Here is a 24,151-nt window from a genome sequence, read left to right as displayed (position 1 = left end):
ATTAACCTTATCGCCGAAGCGATAATAAAGCTGTTCATTGCCGACGAATCGACTTAACCGGCCTTGTAAGAGTGCAACCTGTGCATCGCCTTACTCATGTCTTCCTTAAAGAGCACCTCGGTGGCCCGCACCGCCTCGTCAATCACCTCTTCGATGAGGCGTTGTTCGGTCTGCGGAGCCTTACCCAGCACATAGTTGCTGACCATGCTCTTGTCGCCTGGATGGCCAATGCCGATCCGCAGGCGATAGAAACCTTTGTCGTTTGCGAGCTTGGCGATGATATCTTTGAGGCCATTATGGCCACCGTGACCGCCGCCCAACTTAAACTTAGCCACACCTGGCGGCATATCCAACTCATCGTGAGCCACTAAGATCTCATCGGGAGCAATACGAAAGAAGTTTGCCAAGGCCGCCACCGACTTACCACTAAGGTTCATAAAGGTGGTTGGGATCAATAGGCGCACATCTTTACCGTACAGAGTTGCCCTGGCTGTCAGGCCATAGTATTTGCTGTCGGCCACCAGGCTGACACCACATACCCGTGCCAGCTCGTTGACATACCATGCACCTGCGTTGTGCCGAGTCTGCTCATATTTGTCGCCTGGATTAGCCAAGCCTACGATAAGCTTTATATTGCTCATTTCACCCTTGTCCATTCGCAAGTGCCAATAAAAAACGCGGCATTTTAGCACTCAATCGAGTTGGCAACAAATTTATCCCGGGCAAGGGCAATAAGGGGGCTTAGCATCACAGCCAAGCCCCCTCTTTATAATGATGTATCTCTATAGTGTCTGGTTCTGCTTGCTTGAATTAGCCCACGACCTTAGCTAGAGCCTAGAGCCCCATGGCGTATTTGAGTACCTTCTGCTTGATAGGCCCATCTATGTTCGCCAGCTTGAGGGCGCCGTTTCTAAGCAATTTCAGCGGCAGAAGATCGTTACTAAAGCCTGCGTAGAAGAGATCCATGGTGGACATCATCAGCTGGTTGTCTGTGTAACGCTTAGCCTGATAGCTCTTGAGCACCTCGTTATCCCACCAGCATTTATGGTTAGTGATGGCATCGGCGAAGGTGTCTATCAGGGCGCTGACATCCTTAAAGCCCAGGTTGACGCCCTGGCCGGCCAGCGGGTTGATGGTATGGGCGGCGTCGCCCAAGATGACCAGGTGATCGTCAAAGTAGCGTTGGGCATGGCGACGGGTCAGCTTGAAGCTTCCCTTAGAAAGCACCTTGAACTCACGCGCCAGACGTTTCGGGAAGTGGGCATCTATCTGCTCATACAGCGCCTGGTTACTCAGACTTTGCAGCTGAGCGATACGACTGGCATCGTCATACCACACCAGGGAGGCATGCTTGCCCGGCAGCGGCAACAGGGAGCGCGGCCCCTTAGGGGTAAACTGCTGCCAGGTGACATCCTGCTCTTCCTGCTCGGTGGCGATATTGATCAGCATGGCCGACTGGGCGTAATCCCAACCCGTCACGCCGATCCCTGCCCACTGGCGCACTTGAGAGTTGGCGCCATCGGCTCCCACCAGCAGCCGCGTCTCTATCTCGCTACCATCCTCCAGGGTCAGGCGAATGCCGTCTTCCATGCGGGCAAACTGGCTGACCTTGGCAGGGCAGAGCAGACTGAGATTGTCATGTCGGTCAAATTGTTGCCACAGGGCCAGCTGCACCAGACGGTTCTCGACGATATGGCCAAGATGAGAGGCGCCAATCTGGTCGCTATGAAACTGGGTGATGCAACCTTCCATCTCCCAGGTTTCCAGCCCCTTGTAGGCCACCTGGCGCATCTCGCCGAGTGCAGTCAAGGCGCCGAGGCGCTCAAGCAACTGCTCTGAGGCCACGCTGATGGCCGATACCCTAAGATCCAGTTCCTGCTCACTGTCGTAGGTCTTGGGCACATAGGCCTCAACCACCGCCACCGACAGGCCAAGCTGCGCCAAGCCTAGGGCCGTCGCCGCCCCCACCATACCGCCGCCTAACACGACAACATCTTTTACTAAGGTCTTGCGCTGGTTCTGACTCACCTTGGGTTCGACTCCCTACTTCTTATTACCAAATATGTCACATCGACGGATTGCGTATATAAATGTTACCAGGCAGGCAACTACTCACACTCAGTTACAAAGGCGCGGCGCATAACAGCATTTGCGCCTTTACACTCTCAGTTCACAGCTAACTTGCAATACAGCTAACCATTACTGCTGAGTGTCACGGAGTGTCCTATGAAAAAGTTACTGCTAGCCAGCCTAATCACCGCCGCCAGTCTAGTGTCGGCCTCGGCCCTTGCCACGCCCACCTTTGGGATAGAGAGGATGACTGTAACCTATCGCAACTCGCTTGATTATGCCCTATATCAATATACGATTGAATTAATGAGCCATTATAGGGCGGAGATCCAAACAAGCATACAGCGTCAGGCCAAAAACAGCAGCCAGGCGATGGCCGATGCATTCTTTACTCAGATGCCCGAGGCGCAGGTCGCCCTGGTGGATTTCCCGGTCAAAGTAGCCGCACGCACCGAGTAAATTCACCCTTATGACGTGCAAAAGCTAGCCAGCAGGCGGCGCAGAGGGTAAAATGTCGCGCTATTTTTCCCAGTAGTTGCAACAACGGCGCAAAACTGATGAGTAAGAAACTCCACATTAAAACCTGGGGCTGTCAGATGAATGAGTATGACTCATCAAAGATGGCCGACCTGCTCGACGAATATCAAGGCTACACCTTGACCGAAGAGGCAGAGGAAGCAGATGTCCTGCTACTCAATACCTGCTCGATTCGCGAAAAAGCACAGGAAAAAGTATTCCACCAGCTGGGTCGCTGGAAGACGCTAAAAGACAAGAACCCTAACCTTATCATAGGTGTAGGTGGTTGCGTGGCGTCTCAAGAAGGTAAGGCAATCAAAGACAGAGCTCAGTGTGTCGACCTGATCTTCGGCCCACAGACGCTACATCGTCTGCCTGAGATGATCGAACAGATCCAGCAAGGCGGCAAGGCTGTCATCGACGTCAGCTTCCCCGAGATTGAAAAGTTCGACCGCCTGCCAGAGCCGCGCGCCGAGGGCCCGAGCGCCTTCGTCTCCATCATGGAAGGCTGCAGCAAATATTGCTCTTTCTGCGTGGTGCCCTACACACGTGGTGAAGAGGTGAGCCGTCCGGTGGACGACGTGATCCTAGAGATCGCCCAGCTCGCCGAGCAAGGCGTGCGCGAGGTAAACCTGCTAGGTCAGAACGTGAATGCCTATCGCGGCGCGACCCACGATGACGATATCTGTACCTTCGCCGAGCTGCTACGTTATGTGGCCGCCATCGACGGTATCGATCGTATTCGTTTCACCACCAGCCACCCGATCGAATTTACCCAAGACATCATAGACGTGTATGAAGACACGCCAGAACTGGTGAGCTTCCTGCATCTGCCGGTACAATCTGGTTCAGATCTGATCCTCACCCAGATGAAGCGTGGCCACATGGCTATCGAATACAAGTCGATCATCCGTCGTCTGCGTAAGGCAAGACCCGACATTCAGATCAGCTCTGACTTCATCGTCGGCTTCCCTGGCGAGTCTAAGCAGGACTTTGCCGATACCATGAAGCTGATTGAAGATGTGCAGTTCGACCACAGCTTCAGCTTTATCTACAGCGCACGCCCGGGCACGCCGGCATCAGATCTGCCTGACGATGTGTCGCTGGATGAGAAGAAGGAGCGCCTGGCGATTCTGCAAGACAGGATCACCCAGCAGGCGATGCGCTACAGCCGTCAGATGCTAGGCACAGTGCAGCGTATCCTGGTAGAAGGTCCATCGGTGAAGAACCCGATGGAGCTGCGTGGCCGCACCGAAAACAACCGTGTGGTGAACTTCGAAGCCGATCCTAAGCACATAGGTAGCTTCGTCGACGTCGAGATCGTCGATGTGTTTACCAACTCGCTGCGTGGCAAGTTCATTCGCGGCGAAGATGAGATGGACCTGCGCCGTGACCTGCGCCCATCTGACATCCTGGCCAAGCATAAGAAAGATGACGATCTTGGGGTGACTCAGTTTATCCCTTAGGCATATCTAAAATGCGAATTGAAAGCGACCCCAGGGTCGCTTTTTTATTGCACATTTCTATCGCGCATCTTTACTGCGCCTTGAATCCATAAATCTTTTAGGGGCGGCGAATTTTCAATCAAATGGTGCAATCAAATAGCATTAGCAATTAAACTTAATGCCTCGTAAACTGTCACTATAGTCTGTCGGGCATGACACCCGACGGCACACGCATTCACGACAAACGCAACTGGAGCTATTTTTGTCAAACAAACTCACCACGCTCAATCTGTATCTCGAGCCGTCTGATACCCGTAGGCTAGCGTCGCTCTGCGGCCCCTTTGATGACAACATCAAACAACTCGAGCGTCGCATCGGCGTCGAGATCAATTATCGCAACAACCATTTTCAAATTGTTGGTCAGGCCCACAACTGCCTGACGGTCAATAATCTGCTCAAAGAACTCTATATCGAGACGCAGCCGGTACGCGGCAGCACGCCAGACCTGGAGCCCGATAAGGTGCACATGGCGATACAAGAGGCGATCGCCCTGGAGGCTGAGGCGCCCCGAGACGACAAAGAGCTCTATATCAAGACCAAGCGCGGCGTGGTCAAGCCCCGCAATCCCAACCAGAGCGATTATGTGGCCAACATAGTGCGCCACGACATCACCTTCGGTATCGGCCCGGCCGGTACGGGTAAGACCTACCTAGCGGTCGCCGCGGCGGTCGATGCTCTTGAGCGTCAGGAAGTGAGACGCATACTGCTGACCCGCCCAGCGGTCGAGGCCGGCGAGAAGCTCGGCTTCCTGCCTGGCGATCTCAGCCAGAAGGTCGACCCTTACCTACGCCCTCTGTATGACGCCCTGTTTGAGATGATGGGTTTCGAGAAGGTCGAGCGCCTGATCGAGCGCAGCGTCATCGAAGTCGCGCCTCTGGCCTACATGCGTGGCCGCACCCTGAACGATGCCTTTATCATCCTGGATGAGAGCCAGAACACTACTGTGGAGCAGATGAAGATGTTCCTCACCCGTATCGGTTTCAACTCCCGCGCGGTGATCACCGGCGACATCACTCAGATCGATCTGCCCAAGCATCAAAAGTCTGGTCTGCGCCATGCCATCGAAGTGCTTAGCGAAGTCGACGAGGTCAGCTTTAACTTCTTCCAGGCCAAGGATGTGGTACGCCACCCCGTGGTTGCCCGTATCGTCGAGGCCTATGAGGCGCACGATCAGAAGGTAGCCAGCGAAAAGGCCAAGCGCGAGAGCCAGTTTAAGGCAGAGGAGCCTAAGCACCATGATGCCTGATAGCCCAATTGCACTGCACCTGGATCTGCAGGTTGCGACCCAGGCCGACCAGCTGCCGACCCAGGAGCAGTTCGAGTCTTGGGTACGTCTGGCTCTAGGCAACGCCATGCCCGAGGCCGAGATGACCATACGCCTGGTGGATGAGGCTGAAAGTCAGCAGTTAAATCATACCTATAGAGGCAAAGACAAGCCGACAAATGTGCTATCATTCCCGTTCGAGTCGCCGCCTGAGGTTGAACTGCCCCTGCTGGGCGACTTAGTGATCTGTGTGCCTGTGGTCGAGCAGGAGGCTGAGATCCAAGGAAAAAGCCTTACAGCCCACTGGGCCCACATGGTTGTACATGGTTGTCTGCATCTGCTAGGGTATGATCATATTATCGATAGCGAAGCAGAAGAGATGGAGTCTTTAGAGACTCAACTTATTGAAAGTTTGGGATTTCCCAATCCTTACAAGGAGCAATAGCCGGCCAATTCTGGTCAGGAAATTACTATGAGTGACGATAACCCACCGAGTAGCAACGCCCACAAGAAGGGCTGGTTTGAAAAAGTAAGTCAGTTATTCCAGGGCGAACCACAGAGTCGCGACGAGTTAGTGGAGGTGATCCACGACGCTGAACAGAGAGAAGTGATCAGCGAAGACACGCGCGAAATGATTAAAGGTGTTTTAGAAGTCTCCGATCTGCGCGTGCGTGACATCATGATCCCACGGGCACAAATTGTGGCGCTAAAAATAGACAACACGGTAGAGGAGCTGCTATCGACCGTAATCGGCTCGGCCCATTCCCGCTTCCCCGTGGTCAACGAAGATAAAGATCATATCGAAGGCATACTGCTGGCTAAAGACCTGTTGCAGTATGGCTTTAAAAATAACGACGAGCCCTTTTCCCTCGAGCAGGTGATCCGTCCGGCCGTCGTGGTGCCAGAGAGCAAACGTGTCGACGTGCTCCTGAAGGAATTCCGTTCCCAACGTTACCATATGGCGATCGTCGTCGATGAATATGGTGGCGTTTCCGGTCTGGTCACCATCGAGGATATTCTCGAAGAGATTGTCGGCGAGATCGAAGATGAGTTCGATCACGACTCCGCCGAAGAGACAGAGATCCGCAAGGTGGGCAAACAGATCTACATGGTCAAGGCACTGACCCCTATCGACGACTTCAACGAGACCTTCGGCACCCAGTTTAGTGACGAAGAGTTCGATACCGTCGGTGGCCTGGTCTCCCACGCCTTCGGCCACCTGCCCGAGCGCAACGAGAAGATCACCATAGATGAGATTGAATTTAAGGTGATTAGCGCCGACACCCGCAGGCTGGTTCAGCTCAGGGTGAAACTTCCCGATCCCCAGACTGAAGAAGAAAACGCTTAACTTTTCAGTCCCTTGATGAGGCTATAATGCTGCTACGACTTAGGGCAATTGCCCATCATCCTGTAATACGGCTGGTACTCGCCTATCTGGCGGGTGCCAGTACCTCTCTGGCCTTCGCCCCCTATTCACTTTGGCTCATCTATCCCCTGGCCATGGCATTCGCCCTTGGGCACAGCCGTATGCTTCCCCCGAAGCAGACATTTATCTACTGGCTGAGCTTTGGCTTTGGCTGTTTCTCTGTGGGGATCAGCTGGGTGCATGTCAGCATAGACACCTACGGTGGCCTGCCGCTTATCGCCTCACTGGGCCTGATGGCCATCCTGGCCCTCTACCTAGCGCTCTACCCGGCACTGGCGGCCTACCTCAGCGTTAAGTTGGTACCAAACTCGCTAAGGCTGCGCTTTCTCGCCGTCTTCCCTGCCGCTTGGGTGCTGACCGAGTGGGCCAGAGGCTGGGTGCTGACCGGCTTCCCCTGGCTCTGGGCCGGCTATAGCCAAACCAATGGGCCGCTGGCGCCCCTTGCCAGCAACATAGGCGCCCTGGGTCTCAGCCTGGTATTAGCCATGATCGCCGGCGCCTTAGCTCTCGCCTTCACCTATCGCGCTGATGGGCAAGGCTCAAATGGGGTGAGCTCAAATGGGCCGCGCTCATTTAGCTTGCGAGTAGCACCGCTGCTGATTATCACCGCCCTTGCCGGCCTGGGGGCATTTGTCAGCTCGCAACTATCGCCCATTACCCCGACAGGCAAATCGGTCAAGGTGGCGCTGGTGCAGGGCAACATCGCCCAGAGCATGAAATGGCAGCCCGAGGCGCTCTGGCCCACCATGCTGAAATATATGGATCTCTCAAGGCCGTCGCTGGCCGACACAGATCTGTTTATCTGGCCTGAGGCGGCGATCCCTGCCCCCGAGTATATGGTGGAAGAGTTTCTCGACAACGCCAACAAGGTCGCCAATCTGAATAACAGCGCCATCATCACGGGCATCATCAGCAAGCAGCAGAATCGCTTTTATAACTCGCTGATCGTCCTGGGTAACCACCAGCAGCTACAACAAGAAAGTGCCGATTATCGCGGCGATGGCAGCAACGAGTTTCGTAAGCACCACCTGCTGCCCATCGGCGAGTTTGTGCCGCTGGAAGATCTGCTCAGGCCCCTGGCCCCCTTCTTTAACCTGCCCATGTCCTCTTTCGCCAGAGGCGACTTCCAGCAGCCTAACCTGGACGCCGTGGGGCATCAGCTGGCGCCGGCCATCTGTTATGAAATCGCCTTCCCGGAGCAGCTCAGGGCTAACGTGAATGCCGGTACTGAGCTGCTGCTCACCGTCTCTAACGATGCCTGGTTCGGCCGCTCAAACGGGCCGTTGCAGCACATGGAGATCGCCCAGATGCGCGCCATCGAGCTGGGCATGCCGCTACTAAGAGCCACCAACAATGGCGTCACCGCCGTGGTCGACCCACAGGGCAAGATCACCCATAGCCTGCCGCAATTTGAAACCGGAGTGCTCAAGGCCGAGGTGCCGCTGGTGTCCGGCAGTACAGGCTTCGCCCGCTGGGGCCAGACGCCACTCCTGCTGCTGTGCACCATCCTATTAATCGGCGCGGTGATTCGCAGACTCAGGCTCTAGCTCTAACTCTATCTCTAACTTTAGAATTAGCACACCAACAAATTTCGAGCAGATACAAAAATCCCCGCATTGGCGGGGATTTTTTATGAGCCGGTCAGACTCACGACTGTGGTTAGATGCTTATGCGTCGGGCGCTCAGGGAATGAGCCCCTGAAAACATCAGGCACTCAGTCATCAAGCGCTCAGGAGATTAAGGCGCCAGCGCCTCTCGGGTAAACTGATCGCCATCGCACTCGGGGCAGTCGGGGATGACCCCGGGGAATTCGATGCGCATCTCATGGCCGCAACCGGTGCAGACCATCACTCCCTGACCCACTATCTCACCGCTCTGATAATAGCCGTGATGTTTGAAGTCTTGGGTCACCTCATGCCACTCCACCTGACTCCTGTCGGTAATCTCACTCAGCCAATGCCACAGGGTATTCTCGGCGGCGATGACTGTGGGGCTGTGGCTAAGATCCGTGGCGTTCTTTTCGGCCAGGTAGCTGCCGATATCACGCTTTAAAAATTCTTCTACCAGGGCAAGCTCCTCCTCCTTGGCCTGCTCCTTAAGCAGCAAGAACTCCTTACTCGCCGTGACAGTCTTATATAATTCCTTTGCAGTCATTGAGTTATCTTCAGAGAAATCCGATTTCACCTGCTCGAATAGGGCCTGGTAAAGCGCTAGCAACTCGGTACTTCTTTCACTCATGTTCAATACTCCTTCATGCGAACCTTTTTAATGACTCACTTCTAGTTTATTCTATGCAGATCTAACTCGCGCGCAAGATGCGCAAGATCAAATAAATAGGCGGCATGGCCGGGAATCATCAATGCAAGAGCAATATCTACCTTCAGAGATTGAAGCTAAGGTGCAGCAGCACTGGCAAGACACTAAAACATTTGAAGTAACCGAGGACGAAAGCAAAGAGAAGTTTTACTGTCTCTCTATGTTTCCATACCCTTCTGGCCGACTGCATATGGGCCATGTCCGCAACTACACCATAGGCGATGTCGTTGCCCGTTACCAGCGTCTGCAAGGAAAAAACGTATTACAACCCATAGGTTGGGACTCTTTCGGTCTGCCTGCTGAGAACGCCGCCATCAACAACAAGACGGCGCCGGCCCCTTGGACCTATGAAAACATCGATTACATGAAAAACCAGCTGAAGATGCTGGGTTTCGGCTACGACTGGAGCCGTGAGATCGCCACCTGTACACCTGAATACTACCGCTGGGAGCAGTGGTTCTTCACCAAGCTGTACGAGAAGGGCCTGGTCTACAAGAAGACTGCCTCGGTTAACTGGTGTCCAAACGATGAAACCGTACTGGCCAACGAGCAGGTACAAGACGGCTGCTGCTGGCGCTGTGACACCCAGGTGGTGCAAAAAGAGATCCCTCAGTGGTTCATCAAGATCACCGATTACGCCGAAGAACTGCTGAACGACATCGACCAGCTGGACGAATGGCCAGAGCAGGTCAAAACGATGCAGCGCAACTGGATCGGCCGCAGCGAAGGCATCGAGATGACCTTCCAGGTCGAGGGTAGCGATCAGAGCTTCGACATCTACACCACTCGCCCAGACACTGTTATGGGCGTGACCTATGTGGCGATCGCCGCAGGTCATCCGTTAGCTGAGCAAGCAGCGGCAAACAACCCTGTGCTGGCCGACTTTATCGAAGAGTGCAAGAACGCCGACACCACAGAAGCCGCCATGGCCGCCATGGAGAAGAAGGGTGTCGACACAGGCCTTAAGGCCATCCACCCGCTGACAGGCAAGCTAGTACCTATCTGGGCTGCCAACTTCGTGCTGATGAACTATGGCACGGGCGCCGTGATGTCGGTACCCGGTCACGACCAGCGCGATTACGAATTTGCCACTAAGTATGGCCTGCCAATCGAAGGGGTGATCAAGCCTGCAGATGGCGAGCTGGACATCAGCGAAGAAGCCTACACAGAAAAGGGCATAGTGTTTAACTCTGGCGACTCATTCCCAGAGCTGGACGGCCTGGACTTCCAGGCAGCGTTCGATGCCATCGACGCTAAGCTAACCAGCGAAGGCAAAGGTAAGCGTCAGGTAAACTATCGTCTGCGTGACTGGGGTGTCTCCCGTCAGCGTTACTGGGGCGCGCCAATTCCTATGGTCACCCTGGCCGACGGTACGGTAATGCCAACGCCTGAAGATCAGCTGCCGGTGATCCTGCCTGAAGATGTGGTCATGGATGGTATCCAGAGCCCAATCAAGGCCGACAAAGAGTGGGCCAAGACTCAGGTTAACGGTCAGGAAGCCTTCAGAGAAACCGATACCTTCGACACCTTCATGGAGTCTTCTTGGTACTATGCCCGCTACTGTAGCCCTAAGGCCGACCAGATGCTGGATCCAGCCAAGGCCAACTACTGGCTGCCGGTGGATCAATATATCGGTGGTATCGAGCACGCCTGTATGCACCTGCTCTACTTCCGCTTCTTCCACAAGCTGCTACGTGACATCGGCCTGGTTAACAGCGATGAGCCAGCCAAGCGTCTGCTAACCCAGGGCATGGTGCTGGCCGATGCCTTCTACTACACAGATGAGAAAGGTGCCCGTGTCTGGGTATCGCCAAACGATGCCAAGGTTACCGAAACCGACGACAAGGGCCGTATCGTCAAGGCCGTCGACAGCCAAGGTCATGAACTGGTTTACACCGGCATGAGCAAGATGTCTAAGTCGAAGAACAATGGTATCGACCCGCAAGAGATGGTGGACAAGTACGGCGCCGATACCGTGCGTCTGTTCATGATGTTCGCCTCGCCACCAGAACTGACCCTGGAATGGCAAGAGTCGAGCGTCGAAGGGGCTCACCGCTTCATCAAGCGTCTTTGGAAACTGGCCCACGACCATGTGTCACAAGGCCCTACCGTTGCCCTGGATGTTGCCTCACTCGATAGCGCTCAAAAAGAGCTGCGTCGTGAGCTGCACAAGACTATCGCCAAGGTGGGTGACGATATCGAGCGTCGTCAGATGTTCAACACCGCCATCGCCTCTGTGATGGAGCTGATGAATCGTCTGCAAAAGGCGCCGATGGAGAGCGAGCAAGACAGAGCCCTGATGCAGGAAGCCCTGTGCGCCGTGGTCCGTCTGCTCTACCCTATCATCCCGCACACCAGCTTCGAGCTGTGGCAGGCACTGGGTCACGAAGAGACGATTGAAAACGTGCTTTGGCCGGTCGTCGATGAGTCGGCGCTGGTCGAAGACAGCAAGCTGATCATAGTACAGGTGAACGGCAAGCTACGCGCCAAGGTAACAGTGGCCGCCGACGCCGACAAAGACACGGTGGAAGCTGCCGGTATGGCAGAGGAAGGCGTTATCAAGCACACCGAAGGCAAGACGGTACGTAAGGTGATTTATGTACCTGGTAAGCTACTCAATATCGTAGCAAACTAATTGCCCGCTTTACTCGGCCACCTCAGGTGGCCGAGTCTTATCAAACATGGAAATAGATGGCTTAGCCTATGCTTATTAAACGCTTATGTTTTGCAATCTTAGCCCTCTCGGTGCTGCTTAGCGCCGGATGTGGTTTTAAACTTCAGCGCAGCTACTCGATCCCAGATTCTCTTAAGACGCTCACCCTGAGCAGCCAGGACGAATACAGCGAGCTGACCCGCCTGGTGCGCGAACGCCTGCGTCTCAACAGCATCACAGTAGTGGAAGATGATACCAGTGTGCCTGTCGTGCGGATCCTCAACGACTCGCTGGACAGAAGTACCCTCTCCCTCTACCCCACGGGGAATGTGGCGGAATATGAGCTCAACTATCACGTGCGCTTCGCGGTGCAGTATCCCGAGCGCGAGGCCAAGGCCTTCGATGTCGACATTCACCGCGACTACCTCGACGATCCCCGCACCGCACTGGCAAAGAGCCGTGAGATGGAACTGCTCGTAAAAGAGATGCGCATCCAGGCCGCCGACCAGATCATCCAGATCCTGGCCTCTATCGAGACCAACTGATGCGCGTCTACCCGGACCAGCTCGCCAAGCAGCTCTCGCCGCTAAAGCCCTGTTACCTCATCTTTGGTGATGACCCCTGGCTGTGTGAAACCAGCAAGCGGGCGATCTTGGAACAGGCCAAGCGAGAAGGTTTCGAGGAGCGCATAGTGCTCACTCAGGAGACTGGCTTTAACTGGCGCGAATTGCAGGATGAGTGGAACAGCATGAGCCTGTTCGCCAGTCGCCGCATCATAGAGCTGCACCTGCCCCAGGCCAAACCCGGCAGCGAGGGCAGTAGCCAGCTACAGAGTCTGATGCAGCAGGTGAATCCAGATATTCTGTTGGTGATCACAGGGCCAAAGCTTGCCAGCGAACAGACCAAATCGAAATGGTTTAAGCAGCTGGATGACAAAGGGATTTATATCCCCTGCGCCACGCCAGAAGGGCCACAGTTTCAGCGCTGGTTACAGACCCGTATTCGCGAGGCCGGCTTAAACCTCACCCAGGACGCCCAGCAGCTGTTGCTGAGTCTGTATGAAGGCAACCTGCTGGCAGCGGATCAGGCGATACAACTGCTGCAGCTACTTAGCCCCAGCAGCCAGATCACCAGCGAGCAACTGCAAAACTACTTCGAAGATCAGTCCCGTTTCAGCGTTTTTCAGCTGGCCGATTGCCTGCTGGCCAATCAACAGGAGAAGGCCCAGCATATCCTGGCCCAGCTCCAAGCCGAGGGCACGGCCCTGCCGATATTGCTGTGGGGCCAGTTTAAGGAGCTGACCACACTGTTACAGCTCAAGCAGGCTCAGGAGGCGGGAACGCCGCTGCAGAGTCTGTGGAGTCAGTTCAGGATCTGGGACAAGCGCAAGGGGCTGTATCAGGGTGCGCTATCTCGCCTGAGTCTAAGCCAGATAGAAACAGCCCTGGCCAGTGCCTCGAAGATCGAGCTGAAGCTCAAGCAGCAAGGAGCTGAAGACTGGACCGCCATGAGTCACCTCTGCCTGCTGTACGATCCCAAGGCTCACGCTCATCTTAGCCATATCGAACTCGGCTAGGAAAAAGCTGATGAAGATAGGCATACTGGGCGGCACCTTCGACCCCATTCACTATGGTCATATCAAGCCATTGCTTGAGGTGCAGGCCGCCCTGGGACTCGACGAAGTCTGGCTGATGCCCAACCATATTCCGCCTCACAAGGACGGCACCAACACCTCCACTCAGCATCGCCTTGCCATGGCCAGGCTTGTGTGTCAGCAATACCCACAGCTCAAGCTGTGTGACATAGAGGCAAACCGCGACCAGCCCTCCTATTCGGTAGAGACCCTGAAGTACCTGCGTCAGACCCACGGCCAGGATCAGCTGGTGTTTATCATGGGGATGGACTCCTTCGTTGGCCTGCCAAGCTGGTATCACTGGCGGCAGCTGTTCGATCTCTGTCATATCGCCGTCTGCCAAAGGCCCGGCTGGACGTTGTGCGAGGACAGCGAGATGGCCACACTGCTTAATACCCGCCGCGCAGACAAGACAGGGCTTGATAAGGCTGCCGAGTCAGATTGCTACGCCGGTCTCATCCTCCCGGTGACCATCACACCTCAGCCCTACTCCTCTACCGAGATTCGCCAGCAGCTGGCCCAAAATCAGCTGGCGCCCGATGCCATGCCACAGGTTGTGGCCGACTATATCGCCGCCCATCAGCTCTACCGCTAACAGCCAGATAACAAGGCCTCAACCTTTAGCCAAACTCACGCCGTTTAGGGCGCAGACAGGCATTTCACGCACCGCTATTAGCAATTACTTTAGGGGCATAACCTGTTATACTGCCTCGCTGTTAAAAATGAATGAGGAATTTAGCGTGCAAAGCGCCGAGCTTAAACAGTTTGTCATCGACAAGGTCGAAGATTTAAAAGCAAAAGATGTTGTAGTACTGGAAGTCACCGACAAGTCGAATGTGACCGACTATATGGTGGTCTGTTCGGGTACTTCTAAGACCCACGTCAGAGCGATCGCCGAGAACGTGGTACTCGAGGCCAAACGTGCCAACCTACATATCCATGGCGTCGAAGGCCGTGACAGCAGCGAATGGGTGCTGGTCGACCTGGGCGACGTGATTGTTCATGTGATGCAAGACAAGACCCGCGACTTCTATCAGCTTGAAAAGCTGTGGTCTGAAAAGCCAGCTTAATGAAGTTACAACTCGTTGCCGTGGGCACTCGCATGCCCGCCTGGGTCACCACAGGTTTCGAAGAATATCAGCGCCGTTTCCCCAGGGACATGGCGTTCGAACTGATTGAGATCCCTGCCGGCAAGCGCGGTAAGAATGCCGACATCGCCCGCATCTTGCACAAAGAGGGCGAACAGATGCTGGCGGCTATCCCTAAGGGAAACCATATTGTCAGCCTGGATCTGCCGGGTAAAAACTGGACCACGCCCGAGCTTGCCACTCAGCTCAATCGCTGGCAACTGGACGGTCGCGATGTTAGCCTGCTTATCGGCGGCCCCGAGGGACTGGCCCCCGCCTGTAAACAGGCGGCGAATCAAAGCTGGTGTCTATCGGCCTTGACCCTGCCCCACCCCTTGGTACGCGTCTTGGTGGCCGAGAGCCTATACCGTGCCTGGAGCATCAACAACAACCACCCGTATCATAGAGAGTAGTGCGCCGCGCGATACTCGAGTCAATCGAGGGATAGACGATGATAGTGACAACCAACATACTGCCGGAGAGAGTATAATTGGCGCCACGTAAACGGATGGCCATGCATGATCATGCAGCCGAAGCCTCGCTGTTCAAACGCCGCGCCATCTTCACCTTTGGTTGTGTGATAATCCTGCTGAGCATACTGCTGGGCAACCTCTATCATCTGCAAGTCCTGTCCTACAAAGACTACGAGACCCGCTCCAACGACAACCGCATCCGCGTCGTGCCAGTGGCGCCAAGCCGCGGCCTGATCTACGACAGACACGGCCAACTGTTGGCGGAGAATCAGCCCTTCTACTCGCTGGAACTGATCCCCGAGAAGGTCAAAGACATTCCCGCGACCCTGGATGAACTCGCCAAGGTCGTCGAGCTCAGCAAGGATGACAGAGAAAGCCTGGTCGCCTCCCTCAAATACCATCGCCGCTTCAAGCCGATCACGGTCAAGAACCGCCTGTCGGAGGAGGAAGTGGCGATCTTTAGCGTTAACCAACACAGGTTCCCTGGCTTCTCCATCGATGCAGGCCTGAAACGCCACTACCCCTACGATGGACTGCTGACCCATGTGCTGGGCTATGTGGGCCGCATCAACAACAGGGACCAGGCCGCATTGCAGCGCAACGGCCAGTGGCAGAACTACGCCGCCACCAAGGATATCGGCAAGCAGGGGATCGAAAAGTTTTATGAGAGCCTGCTGCACGGCATGCCTGGCCACCTGGAAGAAGAGGTCAACAACCGCGGCCGCACCATTCGCACCCTTAAATCTGTGGCGCCAGAGCCGGGCCAGGACATCTACCTGACCCTGGATCTTCAGCTACAGAAGAAGGCGATGGAACTGCTGGCGGGTCGCCGCGGCTCAATCGTGGCTATCGATCCCCGCGACGGCGGCATACTGGCCATGGTCTCCAGCCCCAGCTATGACCCGAACCAGTTCGTGCACGGCATCAGCTCCAAGGCCTATAGCGATCTGCTCAACGCTCGCTCTCGCCCGCTGATCAACCGCGCCACCCAGGGCCAATACGCCCCGGCATCGACGGTTAAGCCTCACATGGCGCTGCTGGGCCTGGAAGAAAAGGTTGTGACCCCTAAGACCCGGGTGTGGGACCCAGGCTTTTGGCAGATCCCCGGCGTCGAGCGCAAGTATCGCGACTGGAAACGTTGGGGCCACGGCTGGGTCGATGTCAACGGCGCCCTGGTGCACTCCTGTGACACCTACTTCTACGACATGGCCTACAAGACAGGCATAGATAAGATCAGCAACTTCATGCAGCAGTTCGGCTTTGGCGAGCGCACAGGTGTCGATATCTTCGAGGAGTCGGCCGGTAACATGCCGTCCAAGGACTGGAAACGACTCAAATACAATCAGCCCTGGTATATCGGCGATACCATCTCAGTGGGGATCGGCCAGGGTTACTGGACCACCACGCCACTGCAGCTGGCCAACGCCACCGCCATCATGGCCAATAAGGGCGAACGTTTCGTGCCGCACCTGTTGAAGTCGATCAAGAATGATACCGTCAAGGTGGACACCCCGGTAGACAAGATGGCTCCCGTGGTACTGAAGAGTCCACACAACTGGCAGATCATCAACGAGGCGATGAGAGATACCGCCCATAAGTCACGCTTCGTCGATGCCGGCTATACCGCGGCGATGAAGACGGGTACCGCCCAGGTCTTCAGTGTGGCCGAAGATGAAAAATATGACGCAGAAAATATCGACGAACACCTGAGGGATAACGCCTTGATCGTCGCCTACGCCCCCTATGAGGCGCCGCGCATCGTGCTGGCAGTGGTACTGGAAAACGCCGGTTGGGGTGGCGCCAACGCTGGCCCCGTGGCCCGCGCGCTGCTGGATGAGTATATGCTACGCGACAACCTGCCCTTAGAAACCGCCGGGAGCCCACACAATGAACGCCCATAGCCATAGACCCAACATCTGGCAGCGCATGCATATCGACCTGCCACTGCTTCTTGGGCTGCTGGCACTCATGTGCTATGGCCTGTTCGTCATCTATTCCGCCGGCGGCGAAGATATGGCGCTGATGGAGCGTCAGCTGATCCGTATGGGACTGTCGCTGGGGATCATGCTGTTTGTCGCCCAGATCAACCCAGAGGTGCTCAGGCGCTGGGCATTCCCCATCTATATTGCGGGGGTGATTCTGCTACTAGGGGTGCATTTCTTCGGTGAGATCAACAAGGGCGCCCAGCGCTGGCTCAACCTGGGCTTCATGGAATTTCAACCCTCTGAACTGATTAAGCTAGCCTTCCCCATCACCATGGCCTGGTATATCAGTAAGTTTCCGCTACCGCCGAAGAAGCGTTATCTGGCCGGTGCCGGGGTAATTCTGCTCATTCCGACGCTCTTGATTGCCAAGCAGCCGGATCTCGGCACCTCCATCCTGGTGGCGGCCTCGGGGATCTTCGTGCTGTTTCTCTCCGGCATGAGCTGGGCCATCGTCGGCAGCTTCATCGGCGGCGTGCTGGCCATGCTGCCTGTGCTCTGGTACTTCCTGATGCACGATTATCAACGTACCCGGGTATTGACCCTGCTGGATCCGGAAAAAGACCCACTGGGCGCCGGCTATCATATTATTCAGTCCAAGATCGCCATCGGCTCCGGTGGGATCTGGGGCAAGGGCTGGCTCGACGGCACTCAATCTCAGCTGGAGTTCCTGCCCGAGCGCCACACCGACTTCATCTTCGCGGTTATCGGCGAGGAGTTTGGCCTGATCGGCAGCCTTATTCTGCTCTGCCTCTACCTCTATGTGATCGGCCGCGGCCTGGTGATTGCCTCGCGCGCACAAACCAGTTTTGCCCGTTTACTCGCTGGCAGTATTACTTTAACCTTCTTTGTATATGTCTTTGTGAATATTGGCATGGTATCGGGACTACTCCCCGTAGTTGGTGTACCCCTGCCCCTCATCAGTTACGGCGGCACCTCTATGCTGACCCTGATGACAGGCTTCGGGATCCTGATGAGCATTCATACCCATAGACGATTCATTGACCGTTAAAGGAAGACGATTTGAAACCAGTTTCACAGCTATTTTTCGCCCTGATGCTGGGCAGCGCCAGCATGCTGGCCCAAGCCGATGACAAGGTGATCCCCCAAGAGGGCGACATCAGTGAGTTGAAGACAGCCTTCACCGAGCAGCAACTCGGCGCCGGCTTCACCCTGGCAGAGATAGACAGCTTTCTCAGTAGCGCCCAATACAACCAGAAGGTGATCGACGCCATCACCACCCCTTGGGAAGCCAAGCCCTGGTATCAATATCACCCCATCTTCCTCACCGATAAGCGTCTGGAAAAGGGACTGAATTTCTGGCGCACCCATGACGCGACCATCGCCAAGGCGGCAAAGACCTATCAGGTGGACCCCGAGATCATAGTTGCCATTATCGGCATCGAGACCTTCTACGGCGGCTACATGGGCACCTATCCGGTGATCGACGCCCTCTACACCTTGGGCTTTCATTACACGCCGCGGGCCGACTTCTTTCGCAAGGAACTCGCCCAGCTACAGACCCTGGCCAAAGAGGAAAAGCTGGACCTGAGCTCGCTAAAAGGCTCCTACGCCGGCGCCATGGGTTATGGTCAGTTTATTCCCTCCAGCTATCGCCATTTCGCAGTGGATTTTAGCGGCGACGGCCGCCGGGACCTGGTTGGCGATCCGGTCGATGCCATCGGCAGTGTCGCCAACTATTTCCATCAACATGGCTGGCAGAAGGGCGCCTTGATCACCCTACCGCTGACTACACACCATCTGCCCGCGCATCTCAAGGCCTGGTCGGGAGAGAAGCTCTCCTACAAGGTTGCCGACATCCTGTCGCCAACCATCTCCCTGGCGCAGAATGTCGATCTCGACGTGCAACAATCCGCACTACTAGTCGAGCTTGAGCAGCAAGGCAGCAAAGACTACTGGCTGGGACTAAACAACTTTTACGTGATCACCCGCTATAACCGCAGCCCGCTGTACGCCATGGCGGTGTATCAATTCAGCCAACAACTCAAAGATGCTTATGCGAAACAGTAACGCCCTGTCACTGCTCTCCTTCATCCTGCTATTGGTTTTGGCGGGCTGCTCGTCTCAGAGCGGCCGCTATAAGATTGCCGACGACGTAGCGCCGACCGATGCGCCCGACGTCTCCAAGGTGGAAGATGCTCACCCCAAGTTTGAGCCCTACAGCCGCGGCGGCAACCGCAAGGAATATACGGTACTGGGCAAGACCTACCGGGTGCTCGACACAGGCAAAGGCTATCAGAAGACGGGGATCGCCTCCTGGTATGGCGCCAAGTTTCATGGTCACCTCACCTCCAATGGCGAGACCTACGACATGTATTCCATGTCGGCGGCCCATAAGACGCTGCCACTGCCTAGTTATGTGAAGGTCACTAACCTGGCCAACGACAAGTCGGTAGTGGTAAGGGTCAACGATCGCGGCCCCTTTCACGATAACCGCATCATAGATCTCTCCTACGCCGCGGCGCATCGCCTGGACATGCTCAAGACAGGCACGGCCAAGGTCCAGCTCGAGGTGATCTACATAGAAAACCCCGAGTCGGTGGCTTTGGCCGCACTGCAGGAAACCAAGCTTCACTATGTGCAGGTGATCGCCTCCTCAGATAAGGGACGCATCGATCATCTGGCGCAGACCCTGGCCGACCAGTACCAGGTTAAGACTCGTATCCAGCAGAGCGGCAATCTCTATCGCCTGCAACTCGGCCCCATAGGACGCCAGCAAATCGCTGCCCAGCTGCATCAGACACTGCAGCAAAACGGCTACCCTCAGAGCTATCTGGTGACCGAATAAGGTAACGACCCGAAATCGGTGCGCTTTTCCTTAAGATTAAGGAACCTTCACTGATTTCGATGGTCGACTAATGTTATACTCGCCCGACATAGCGCCCAAATTTTTGCATTCAACCAGAAGACGTGCCTTGATAATATGAAATTACTGAATCATAGCTTGAAAACACTCCTCCTTGTCTCCTCCCTCTCTATCACGGCAGCCAACGCGGCACCCGTTGTTACGCCTGATGCACCTAAGGTAGCAGCCAAAGCCTTTATCCTGATGGATTACAACTCTGGCCAGATCATCGCCGAAGAGAATGCCTATGAGAGCCTGAACCCGGCCAGTCTCACCAAGATGATGACCAGCTACGTGATAGGCCACGAGATCAAGGTGGGCAATATCTCACCACAAGACAAGGTGACCATCAGTAAGAACGCCTGGTCGAAGAATTTCCCTGACTCCTCTAAGATGTTTATCGAAGTGGGTAAGCAGGTCTCGGTCGAAGATCTTAACCGCGGCATCATCATTCAGTCGGGTAACGATGCCTGTGTCGCCATGGCCGAGCACATTGCCGGTACCGAAGATGGCTTCGTGGATCTGATGAACTCCTGGGCCAAACAGCTGGGCATGCGTGACAGCTACTTCGAGAACTCACACGGACTGGACTCGGAAAATCACAAGACCACCGCCTACGACATGGCACTGCTGGGCGCCGCGTTGATCCGCGACGTCCCCGAGGAGTACCGCGTCTACTCGGAGAAATCTTTCACCTATAACGGCATCAAGCAGTACAACCGTAACGGTCTGCTGTGGGACAAGAGCCTGAACGTCGATGGCATCAAGACGGGTCACACCTCTGGCGCCGGTTACAACCTGGTGACCTCGGCAACCAAAGATGGCATGCGTCTGGTGTCTGTGGTCATGGGCACCGCCAGCGAGTCGGCCCGTAAGGCAGAGAGTAAGAAACTGCTCAACTATGGTTTCCGCTTCTTCGAGACCATCACCCCCTACAAGGCGGGCGACAGCTTTGTTACCCAGAAGATCTGGTACGGTGACAGAGAGTCAGTGGATCTTGGCGTGTTAACAGATACCCCTATCACCATCAGCCGTGGCCAGGCGAAAAACCTCGAAGCCAACTACGAGCTGAACAAGGAGCTGACCGCCCCTATCGCCAAGGGTGAGACAGTAGGCCGCATCTACTTCCAGCTTAACGGCAAAGACATTGCCCAGTTCCCACTGGTCACCCTGCAAGAGGTGAACGAAGGCAGCTGGTTCAGCAAGCTGATGGACTACTTTAAGCAGATGTTTGCCAGCTGGTTTAACTAATTCCACAGCGACAAATGCATGAGATAGTAAAAAGTCACCTAAGGGTGACTTTTTTGTTTTTAGCCTCCGAGGCTTGAATTAGGTATAATAACCCCCATTTTATAGCCATTAAGTTAGGCAAGAGATAGACACCTATGTTAGACACCAAATTTCATGAACTCCTAGACTTCCCCGCGGCCTTCCCTTTCAAAGTCGTGGGCGACGCCAGAGACACACTCGCCGATGATGTCGTTGCCGTTGTGCAGCGTCACGTACCAGGCGACTATATGCCAACCTCCAGGGCCTCAAGCAAAGGCAGCTACCACTCGATCACCGTTAAGGTAACGGTTCACAGTAAAGAGCAGATCGAACTGCTTTACATCGAGTTAGCGGCTATCGAAGGGGTTAAGCGCGTCCTCTAAGATGTGCCCTCCAGATAGGAAATGTGATCTACCTTACATTTCCTGATTTCGCGCGTATAATAGGCGCACTTAAACGCTGAGGGGAGAGGTTGCCCTTGAAAGATACGGTTTTACATATTCGTCATCTTGGACGCCAGGATTACGAGTCGGTATGGCATGCCATGCAGGAATATACCGATAATCGCGATGAAACGAGCCGAGATGAGCTTTGGATAGTCGAACATCCTCCGGTGTTCACTCAAGGCCAGGCAGGTAAAAGTGAGCATATTCTCAACCCCGGCGATATCCCCGTCATTCAAGTCGATCGTGGTGGCCAAGTGACCTACCATGGTCCAGGGCAGCTAGTCGCCTACCCACTACTGGACATCAAACGCCTCAAAATCGGTGTTCGCCAACTGGTGACCGACATAGAGCAGAGTATCGTCAAGATGCTCGCCCTCTATGGTATCGAGGCCTATCCTAAGGCCGACGCCCCTGGCGTCTATGTCGAGGAGCGCAAGATTGCCTCTCTGGGTCTGCGGATCCGTAAAGGCTGCTCCTTCCACGGCCTGGCACTAAACGTCGATATGGATATGTCCCCCTTTCAGCGCATCAACCCCTGCGGTTATGCAGGATTAGAGATGGCTCAATGTAAGCCGCTCAAGGGGCCACAAAGCGTCGAAGAAGCCGGCGAGAAACTGATACAAACCTTTAGCCAAGAATTGGGCTATCAACATCTAGAACATCATCAAGGGTTAACAGACTAATATGAGTAGGCCTGAAAGATTACAACCCGGAGTCAAGTTACGCGATGCCGACAAGGTCTCTCGTATTCCGGTCAAGGTCGTGCCTTCCGAGCGCGAAACCATGCTACGCAAACCCGATTGGTTGAGAGTCAAGCTCCCGGCATCGAACCAGCGTATCGTCGACATCAAACAGGCGCTGCGTAAGAACGGTCTGCACTCTGTATGTGAAGAGGCTTCCTGCCCTAACCTTGCCGAATGTTTTAACCATGGTACCGCCACCTTCATGATCTTGGGCGCCATCTGTACCCGTCGCTGCCCCTTCTGCGACGTGGCCCATGGCCGTCCACTCAAGCCTGATGCCGAAGAGCCGGCAAAACTGGCACAGACCATCAGAGACATGAAGCTGAAATATGTGGTGATCACCTCTGTGGATCGTGACGATCTGCGTGATGGTGGTGCACAGCACTTTGCCGACTGTATTCGCGAAATCCGTAAGCTCAACCCAGAGATCAAGATTGAGATCTTAGTGCCCGATTTCAGGGGCCGCATCGACGCCGCCTTGGAGATCCTGGCCACCGAGCCACCCGATGTCTTCAACCACAACCTGGAAACGGCACCTAAGCACTATCGTAAGGCGCGTCCAGGGGCAAACTACCAGTGGTCACTGGATCTGTTGAAGAAATTCAAAGAGCAACACCCAAACATTCCGACTAAGTCGGGTTTGATGATGGGCCTAGGTGAGACCAACGAAGAGATCGCCGAAGTACTGCGCGATCTGCGTGCGCACAATGTTGAGATGCTGACACTCGGTCAATACCTGCAGCCCTCTAAGTTCCACCTACCAGTAGAGCGTTACGTGCCGCCAGCTGAGTTTGACGAGCTGAAAGACTATGCCGAAGAGATAGGCTTTACCCATGCAGCATGTGGTCCTATGGTGCGTTCAAGCTACCATGCGGATCTGCAAGCTCAAGGTAAAGAGGTTAAATAACCTAAGACCTTAGGCTTTAATAGCTTAGATGTAAAAATAGCGCCTTTCGGCGCTATTTTTTTATTCCCAAATACAAACCAAAACGGCTAGAACAAACGCTCCATCAGGATAGCGTCCTCTTTCCCCTGCTCTAACTGATAGTAATTGGCCCGCATTCCTGTCTGCTCGAAGCCCATCTGGCGATATAAGGCGATAGCCCTTTCATTAGAGGCCCTCACCTCTAGCATCATACGTTCGGCGCCCTGAGTCGCTGCCAGCTCGATTAACGCCTCGGTGAGGCGCTTACCCAAACCTTGCCCCTGAGCGTCTGGCCGGACGCAGATATCCATCAGGGTGGCATCTTCGAACAGTTGATGCAGAATGCTGAAGCCCAACAGTTCCTCATCATCAAAGAGACCGATGACATGGTAGAAACGCCCGAAACAGGTCTCAAGGTTACTCAGCGACATGGGGAAGCTATGGCAGGCCGACTCCAGCTCATGCAACTTAGGAGCGTCTTCCTTGGTCAGTGTCTTAAGCGTTAGCGTCATAGGCATCGCTCTCCCAAATATGCTGCCATAGCTCGCGCTTGGCCTTAGATTCTTGCTCGAGAACGGTTATAGGTGCAGAGCTGATGGCGCATGCCACCTTAGGTAACCTGAGACTTCGCATATCCCAAAACACCTCTTTGGTGCTGCTAAGCGAATCGCTGACGACAACCTGCTTATCCTGCTCGGGAAAGAGTGCCAACACCTGGCGGATAAGCGGGTGGTCGCCTGAGACGCTCGCTCCTCGATCCACGAGAATATGATACAGGGGAAGCTCGGCTCCCTTCTCTACCCAGCGGGTTATACCCATCGCATCTAAATATGCACTCGGTTCCAAATCGCCTCCAGACAAATGCTAACCCCTTAAGGATAACCTCTGCCCAGGCGAGTGTCACGACGACCAGAGACTATATGAACTTGAGTGAAAA

General features: G+C 54.9%; 25 protein-coding genes. 20 read left to right on the top strand and 5 right to left on the bottom strand.

The window, feature by feature from the left end:
- Positions 1-53: 53 nt before the first annotated feature.
- Both pth and K0H81_RS04990 read right to left on the bottom strand, forming a co-directional pair.
- Positions 54-641: an aminoacyl-tRNA hydrolase gene (gene pth, locus K0H81_RS04995; RefSeq protein ID WP_220043130.1), complete on the bottom strand. Its 588-nt coding sequence runs from the start codon at positions 639-641 to the stop codon at positions 54-56.
- 193 nt (positions 642-834) lie between these two features.
- A complete protein-coding gene (locus K0H81_RS04990; protein WP_434086881.1) occupies positions 835-1,971 on the bottom strand; it encodes an FAD-dependent monooxygenase in 1,137 nt (378 codons plus the stop codon).
- 255 nt (positions 1,972-2,226) lie between these two features.
- Between K0H81_RS04990 and K0H81_RS04985 the strand changes: the two genes are divergently transcribed.
- The 6 genes from K0H81_RS04985 to lnt all read left to right on the top strand — a co-directional run bounded on the left by K0H81_RS04985 (position 2,227) and on the right by lnt (position 8,328).
- Entirely contained in the window at positions 2,227-2,529 is a 303-nt protein-coding gene (locus tag K0H81_RS04985) for a hypothetical protein (RefSeq protein WP_220060122.1), read from the top strand.
- A 98-nt stretch (positions 2,530-2,627) separates the two neighbouring features.
- Positions 2,628-4,052, top strand: coding sequence for a tRNA (N6-isopentenyl adenosine(37)-C2)-methylthiotransferase MiaB (gene miaB / locus K0H81_RS04980; RefSeq protein WP_011866720.1), 1,425 nt, complete (start codon positions 2,628-2,630; stop codon positions 4,050-4,052).
- Positions 4,053-4,293: 241 nt separating this feature from the next.
- Positions 4,294-5,337: a PhoH family protein gene (locus tag K0H81_RS04975; protein WP_220060121.1), complete on the top strand. Its 1,044-nt coding sequence runs from the start codon at positions 4,294-4,296 to the stop codon at positions 5,335-5,337.
- A complete protein-coding gene (ybeY, locus tag K0H81_RS04970) occupies positions 5,330-5,800 on the top strand; it encodes an rRNA maturation RNase YbeY (RefSeq protein WP_220060788.1) in 471 nt (156 codons plus the stop codon). Before K0H81_RS04975 ends, ybeY begins: the two co-directional genes overlap by 8 nt.
- A 27-nt stretch (positions 5,801-5,827) precedes the next feature.
- Positions 5,828-6,703 carry a CNNM family magnesium/cobalt transport protein CorC gene (gene corC / locus K0H81_RS04965; protein WP_011866723.1) on the top strand — a complete coding sequence of 292 codons (876 nt, stop codon included), beginning with the start codon at positions 5,828-5,830 and terminating at the stop codon, positions 6,701-6,703.
- A gap of 26 nt (positions 6,704-6,729) precedes the next feature.
- On the top strand, positions 6,730-8,328 hold the full coding sequence (lnt, locus tag K0H81_RS04960; RefSeq protein ID WP_220060120.1) for an apolipoprotein N-acyltransferase: 1,599 nt from the start codon (positions 6,730-6,732) through the stop codon (positions 8,326-8,328).
- 190 nt (positions 8,329-8,518) lie between these two features.
- On the opposite strand, the gene K0H81_RS04955 is transcribed toward lnt, so the two are convergent.
- Positions 8,519-9,019 (bottom strand): zinc ribbon-containing protein, encoded by a 501-nt coding sequence (locus K0H81_RS04955; protein WP_011866725.1) that lies wholly within the window; start codon positions 9,017-9,019, stop codon positions 8,519-8,521.
- A gap of 121 nt (positions 9,020-9,140) precedes the next feature.
- Between K0H81_RS04955 and leuS the strand changes: the two genes are divergently transcribed.
- From leuS to lipA, 14 genes are all read left to right on the top strand, one after another.
- Positions 9,141-11,732 (top strand): leucine--tRNA ligase, encoded by a 2,592-nt coding sequence (gene leuS / locus K0H81_RS04950; protein ID WP_220060119.1) that lies wholly within the window; start codon positions 9,141-9,143, stop codon positions 11,730-11,732.
- 68 nt (positions 11,733-11,800) lie between these two features.
- Positions 11,801-12,295, top strand: a complete 495-nt coding sequence (locus K0H81_RS04945; protein ID WP_144203645.1) for an LPS-assembly lipoprotein LptE — start codon at positions 11,801-11,803, stop codon at positions 12,293-12,295.
- Positions 12,295-13,326 (top strand): DNA polymerase III subunit delta, encoded by a 1,032-nt coding sequence (holA, locus tag K0H81_RS04940; protein ID WP_220060118.1) that lies wholly within the window; start codon positions 12,295-12,297, stop codon positions 13,324-13,326. The genes K0H81_RS04945 and holA overlap by 1 nt, the downstream gene beginning before the upstream one ends.
- A 10-nt stretch (positions 13,327-13,336) precedes the next feature.
- The gene (nadD, locus tag K0H81_RS04935) at positions 13,337-13,978 is read left to right on the top strand and encodes a nicotinate-nucleotide adenylyltransferase (RefSeq protein ID WP_220060117.1); all 642 of its coding nucleotides are present in this window, start codon (positions 13,337-13,339) and stop codon (positions 13,976-13,978) included.
- A gap of 145 nt (positions 13,979-14,123) precedes the next feature.
- Positions 14,124-14,453 (top strand): ribosome silencing factor, encoded by a 330-nt coding sequence (rsfS, locus tag K0H81_RS04930; RefSeq protein WP_144203639.1) that lies wholly within the window; start codon positions 14,124-14,126, stop codon positions 14,451-14,453.
- Positions 14,453-14,923 (top strand): 23S rRNA (pseudouridine(1915)-N(3))-methyltransferase RlmH, encoded by a 471-nt coding sequence (gene rlmH / locus K0H81_RS04925; RefSeq protein ID WP_041509028.1) that lies wholly within the window; start codon positions 14,453-14,455, stop codon positions 14,921-14,923. The genes rsfS and rlmH overlap by 1 nt, the downstream gene beginning before the upstream one ends.
- 77 nt (positions 14,924-15,000) lie before the next feature.
- Complete coding sequence (mrdA, locus tag K0H81_RS04920; RefSeq protein WP_220060116.1) at positions 15,001-16,884, top strand: penicillin-binding protein 2; 1,884 nt, start codon at positions 15,001-15,003, stop codon at positions 16,882-16,884.
- Positions 16,871-17,977: a rod shape-determining protein RodA gene (rodA, locus tag K0H81_RS04915; RefSeq protein WP_144203635.1), complete on the top strand. Its 1,107-nt coding sequence runs from the start codon at positions 16,871-16,873 to the stop codon at positions 17,975-17,977. Before mrdA ends, rodA begins: the two co-directional genes overlap by 14 nt.
- A gap of 62 nt (positions 17,978-18,039) precedes the next feature.
- Positions 18,040-18,996, top strand: a complete 957-nt coding sequence (mltB, locus tag K0H81_RS04910) for a lytic murein transglycosylase B (protein WP_258406445.1) — start codon at positions 18,040-18,042, stop codon at positions 18,994-18,996.
- The gene (locus K0H81_RS04905; RefSeq protein WP_220060114.1) at positions 18,977-19,774 is read left to right on the top strand and encodes a septal ring lytic transglycosylase RlpA family protein; all 798 of its coding nucleotides are present in this window, start codon (positions 18,977-18,979) and stop codon (positions 19,772-19,774) included. The genes mltB and K0H81_RS04905 overlap by 20 nt, the downstream gene beginning before the upstream one ends.
- A gap of 135 nt (positions 19,775-19,909) precedes the next feature.
- Positions 19,910-21,082, top strand: coding sequence for a serine hydrolase (locus tag K0H81_RS04900; RefSeq protein WP_220060113.1), 1,173 nt, complete (start codon positions 19,910-19,912; stop codon positions 21,080-21,082).
- Between the two features lie 134 nt (positions 21,083-21,216).
- On the top strand, positions 21,217-21,483 hold the full coding sequence (ybeD, locus tag K0H81_RS04895; RefSeq protein WP_011866737.1) for a DUF493 family protein YbeD: 267 nt from the start codon (positions 21,217-21,219) through the stop codon (positions 21,481-21,483).
- 95 nt (positions 21,484-21,578) lie between these two features.
- A complete protein-coding gene (gene lipB, locus K0H81_RS04890) occupies positions 21,579-22,229 on the top strand; it encodes a lipoyl(octanoyl) transferase LipB (RefSeq protein WP_041406693.1) in 651 nt (216 codons plus the stop codon).
- Position 22,230: 1 nt separating this feature from the next.
- Positions 22,231-23,196 carry a lipoyl synthase gene (gene lipA / locus K0H81_RS04885; RefSeq protein ID WP_220060112.1) on the top strand — a complete coding sequence of 322 codons (966 nt, stop codon included), beginning with the start codon at positions 22,231-22,233 and terminating at the stop codon, positions 23,194-23,196.
- Between the two features lie 86 nt (positions 23,197-23,282).
- On the opposite strand, the gene rimI is transcribed toward lipA, so the two are convergent.
- A complete protein-coding gene (gene rimI, locus K0H81_RS04880; RefSeq protein WP_220060111.1) occupies positions 23,283-23,732 on the bottom strand; it encodes a ribosomal protein S18-alanine N-acetyltransferase in 450 nt (149 codons plus the stop codon).
- On the bottom strand, positions 23,710-24,060 hold the full coding sequence (locus K0H81_RS04875; RefSeq protein ID WP_220060110.1) for a hypothetical protein: 351 nt from the start codon (positions 24,058-24,060) through the stop codon (positions 23,710-23,712). The genes rimI and K0H81_RS04875 overlap by 23 nt, the downstream gene beginning before the upstream one ends.
- Positions 24,061-24,151: the final 91 nt, after the last annotated feature.

Origin of the sequence: Shewanella halotolerans, from assembly GCF_019457535.1 — a bacterium.
GTDB classification, from domain to species: domain Bacteria; phylum Pseudomonadota; class Gammaproteobacteria; order Enterobacterales; family Shewanellaceae; genus Shewanella; species Shewanella halotolerans.
This window is presented reverse-complemented; position numbering and strand designations above follow the sequence as displayed.

What these genes read in the sequence shown, in the direction of transcription:
- pth (WP_220043130.1), bottom strand. Translation starts at nt 641, where the DNA reads ATGAGCAATATAAAGCTTATCGTAGGCTTGGCTAATCCAGGCGACAAA.
- K0H81_RS04990 (WP_434086881.1), bottom strand. Translation starts at nt 1,971, where the DNA reads ATGGTGGGGGCGGCGACGGCCCTAGGCTTGGCGCAGCTTGGCCTGTCG.
- K0H81_RS04985 (WP_220060122.1), top strand. Translation starts at nt 2,227, where the DNA reads ATGAAAAAGTTACTGCTAGCCAGCCTAATCACCGCCGCCAGTCTAGTG.
- miaB (WP_011866720.1), top strand. Translation starts at nt 2,628, where the DNA reads ATGAGTAAGAAACTCCACATTAAAACCTGGGGCTGTCAGATGAATGAG.
- ybeY (WP_220060788.1), top strand. Translation starts at nt 5,330, where the DNA reads ATGCCTGATAGCCCAATTGCACTGCACCTGGATCTGCAGGTTGCGACC.
- corC (WP_011866723.1), top strand. Translation starts at nt 5,828, where the DNA reads ATGAGTGACGATAACCCACCGAGTAGCAACGCCCACAAGAAGGGCTGG.
- lnt (WP_220060120.1), top strand. Translation starts at nt 6,730, where the DNA reads ATGCTGCTACGACTTAGGGCAATTGCCCATCATCCTGTAATACGGCTG.
- K0H81_RS04955 (WP_011866725.1), bottom strand. Translation starts at nt 9,019, where the DNA reads ATGAGTGAAAGAAGTACCGAGTTGCTAGCGCTTTACCAGGCCCTATTC.
- leuS (WP_220060119.1), top strand. Translation starts at nt 9,141, where the DNA reads ATGCAAGAGCAATATCTACCTTCAGAGATTGAAGCTAAGGTGCAGCAG.
- K0H81_RS04945 (WP_144203645.1), top strand. Translation starts at nt 11,801, where the DNA reads ATGCTTATTAAACGCTTATGTTTTGCAATCTTAGCCCTCTCGGTGCTG.
- holA (WP_220060118.1), top strand. Translation starts at nt 12,295, where the DNA reads ATGCGCGTCTACCCGGACCAGCTCGCCAAGCAGCTCTCGCCGCTAAAG.
- nadD (WP_220060117.1), top strand. Translation starts at nt 13,337, where the DNA reads ATGAAGATAGGCATACTGGGCGGCACCTTCGACCCCATTCACTATGGT.
- rlmH (WP_041509028.1), top strand. Translation starts at nt 14,453, where the DNA reads ATGAAGTTACAACTCGTTGCCGTGGGCACTCGCATGCCCGCCTGGGTC.
- rodA (WP_144203635.1), top strand. Translation starts at nt 16,871, where the DNA reads ATGAACGCCCATAGCCATAGACCCAACATCTGGCAGCGCATGCATATC.
- mltB (WP_258406445.1), top strand. Translation starts at nt 18,040, where the DNA reads ATGCTGGCCCAAGCCGATGACAAGGTGATCCCCCAAGAGGGCGACATC.
- K0H81_RS04905 (WP_220060114.1), top strand. Translation starts at nt 18,977, where the DNA reads ATGCTTATGCGAAACAGTAACGCCCTGTCACTGCTCTCCTTCATCCTG.
- K0H81_RS04900 (WP_220060113.1), top strand. Translation starts at nt 19,910, where the DNA reads ATGAAATTACTGAATCATAGCTTGAAAACACTCCTCCTTGTCTCCTCC.
- ybeD (WP_011866737.1), top strand. Translation starts at nt 21,217, where the DNA reads ATGTTAGACACCAAATTTCATGAACTCCTAGACTTCCCCGCGGCCTTC.
- lipA (WP_220060112.1), top strand. Translation starts at nt 22,231, where the DNA reads ATGAGTAGGCCTGAAAGATTACAACCCGGAGTCAAGTTACGCGATGCC.
- rimI (WP_220060111.1), bottom strand. Translation starts at nt 23,732, where the DNA reads ATGCCTATGACGCTAACGCTTAAGACACTGACCAAGGAAGACGCTCCT.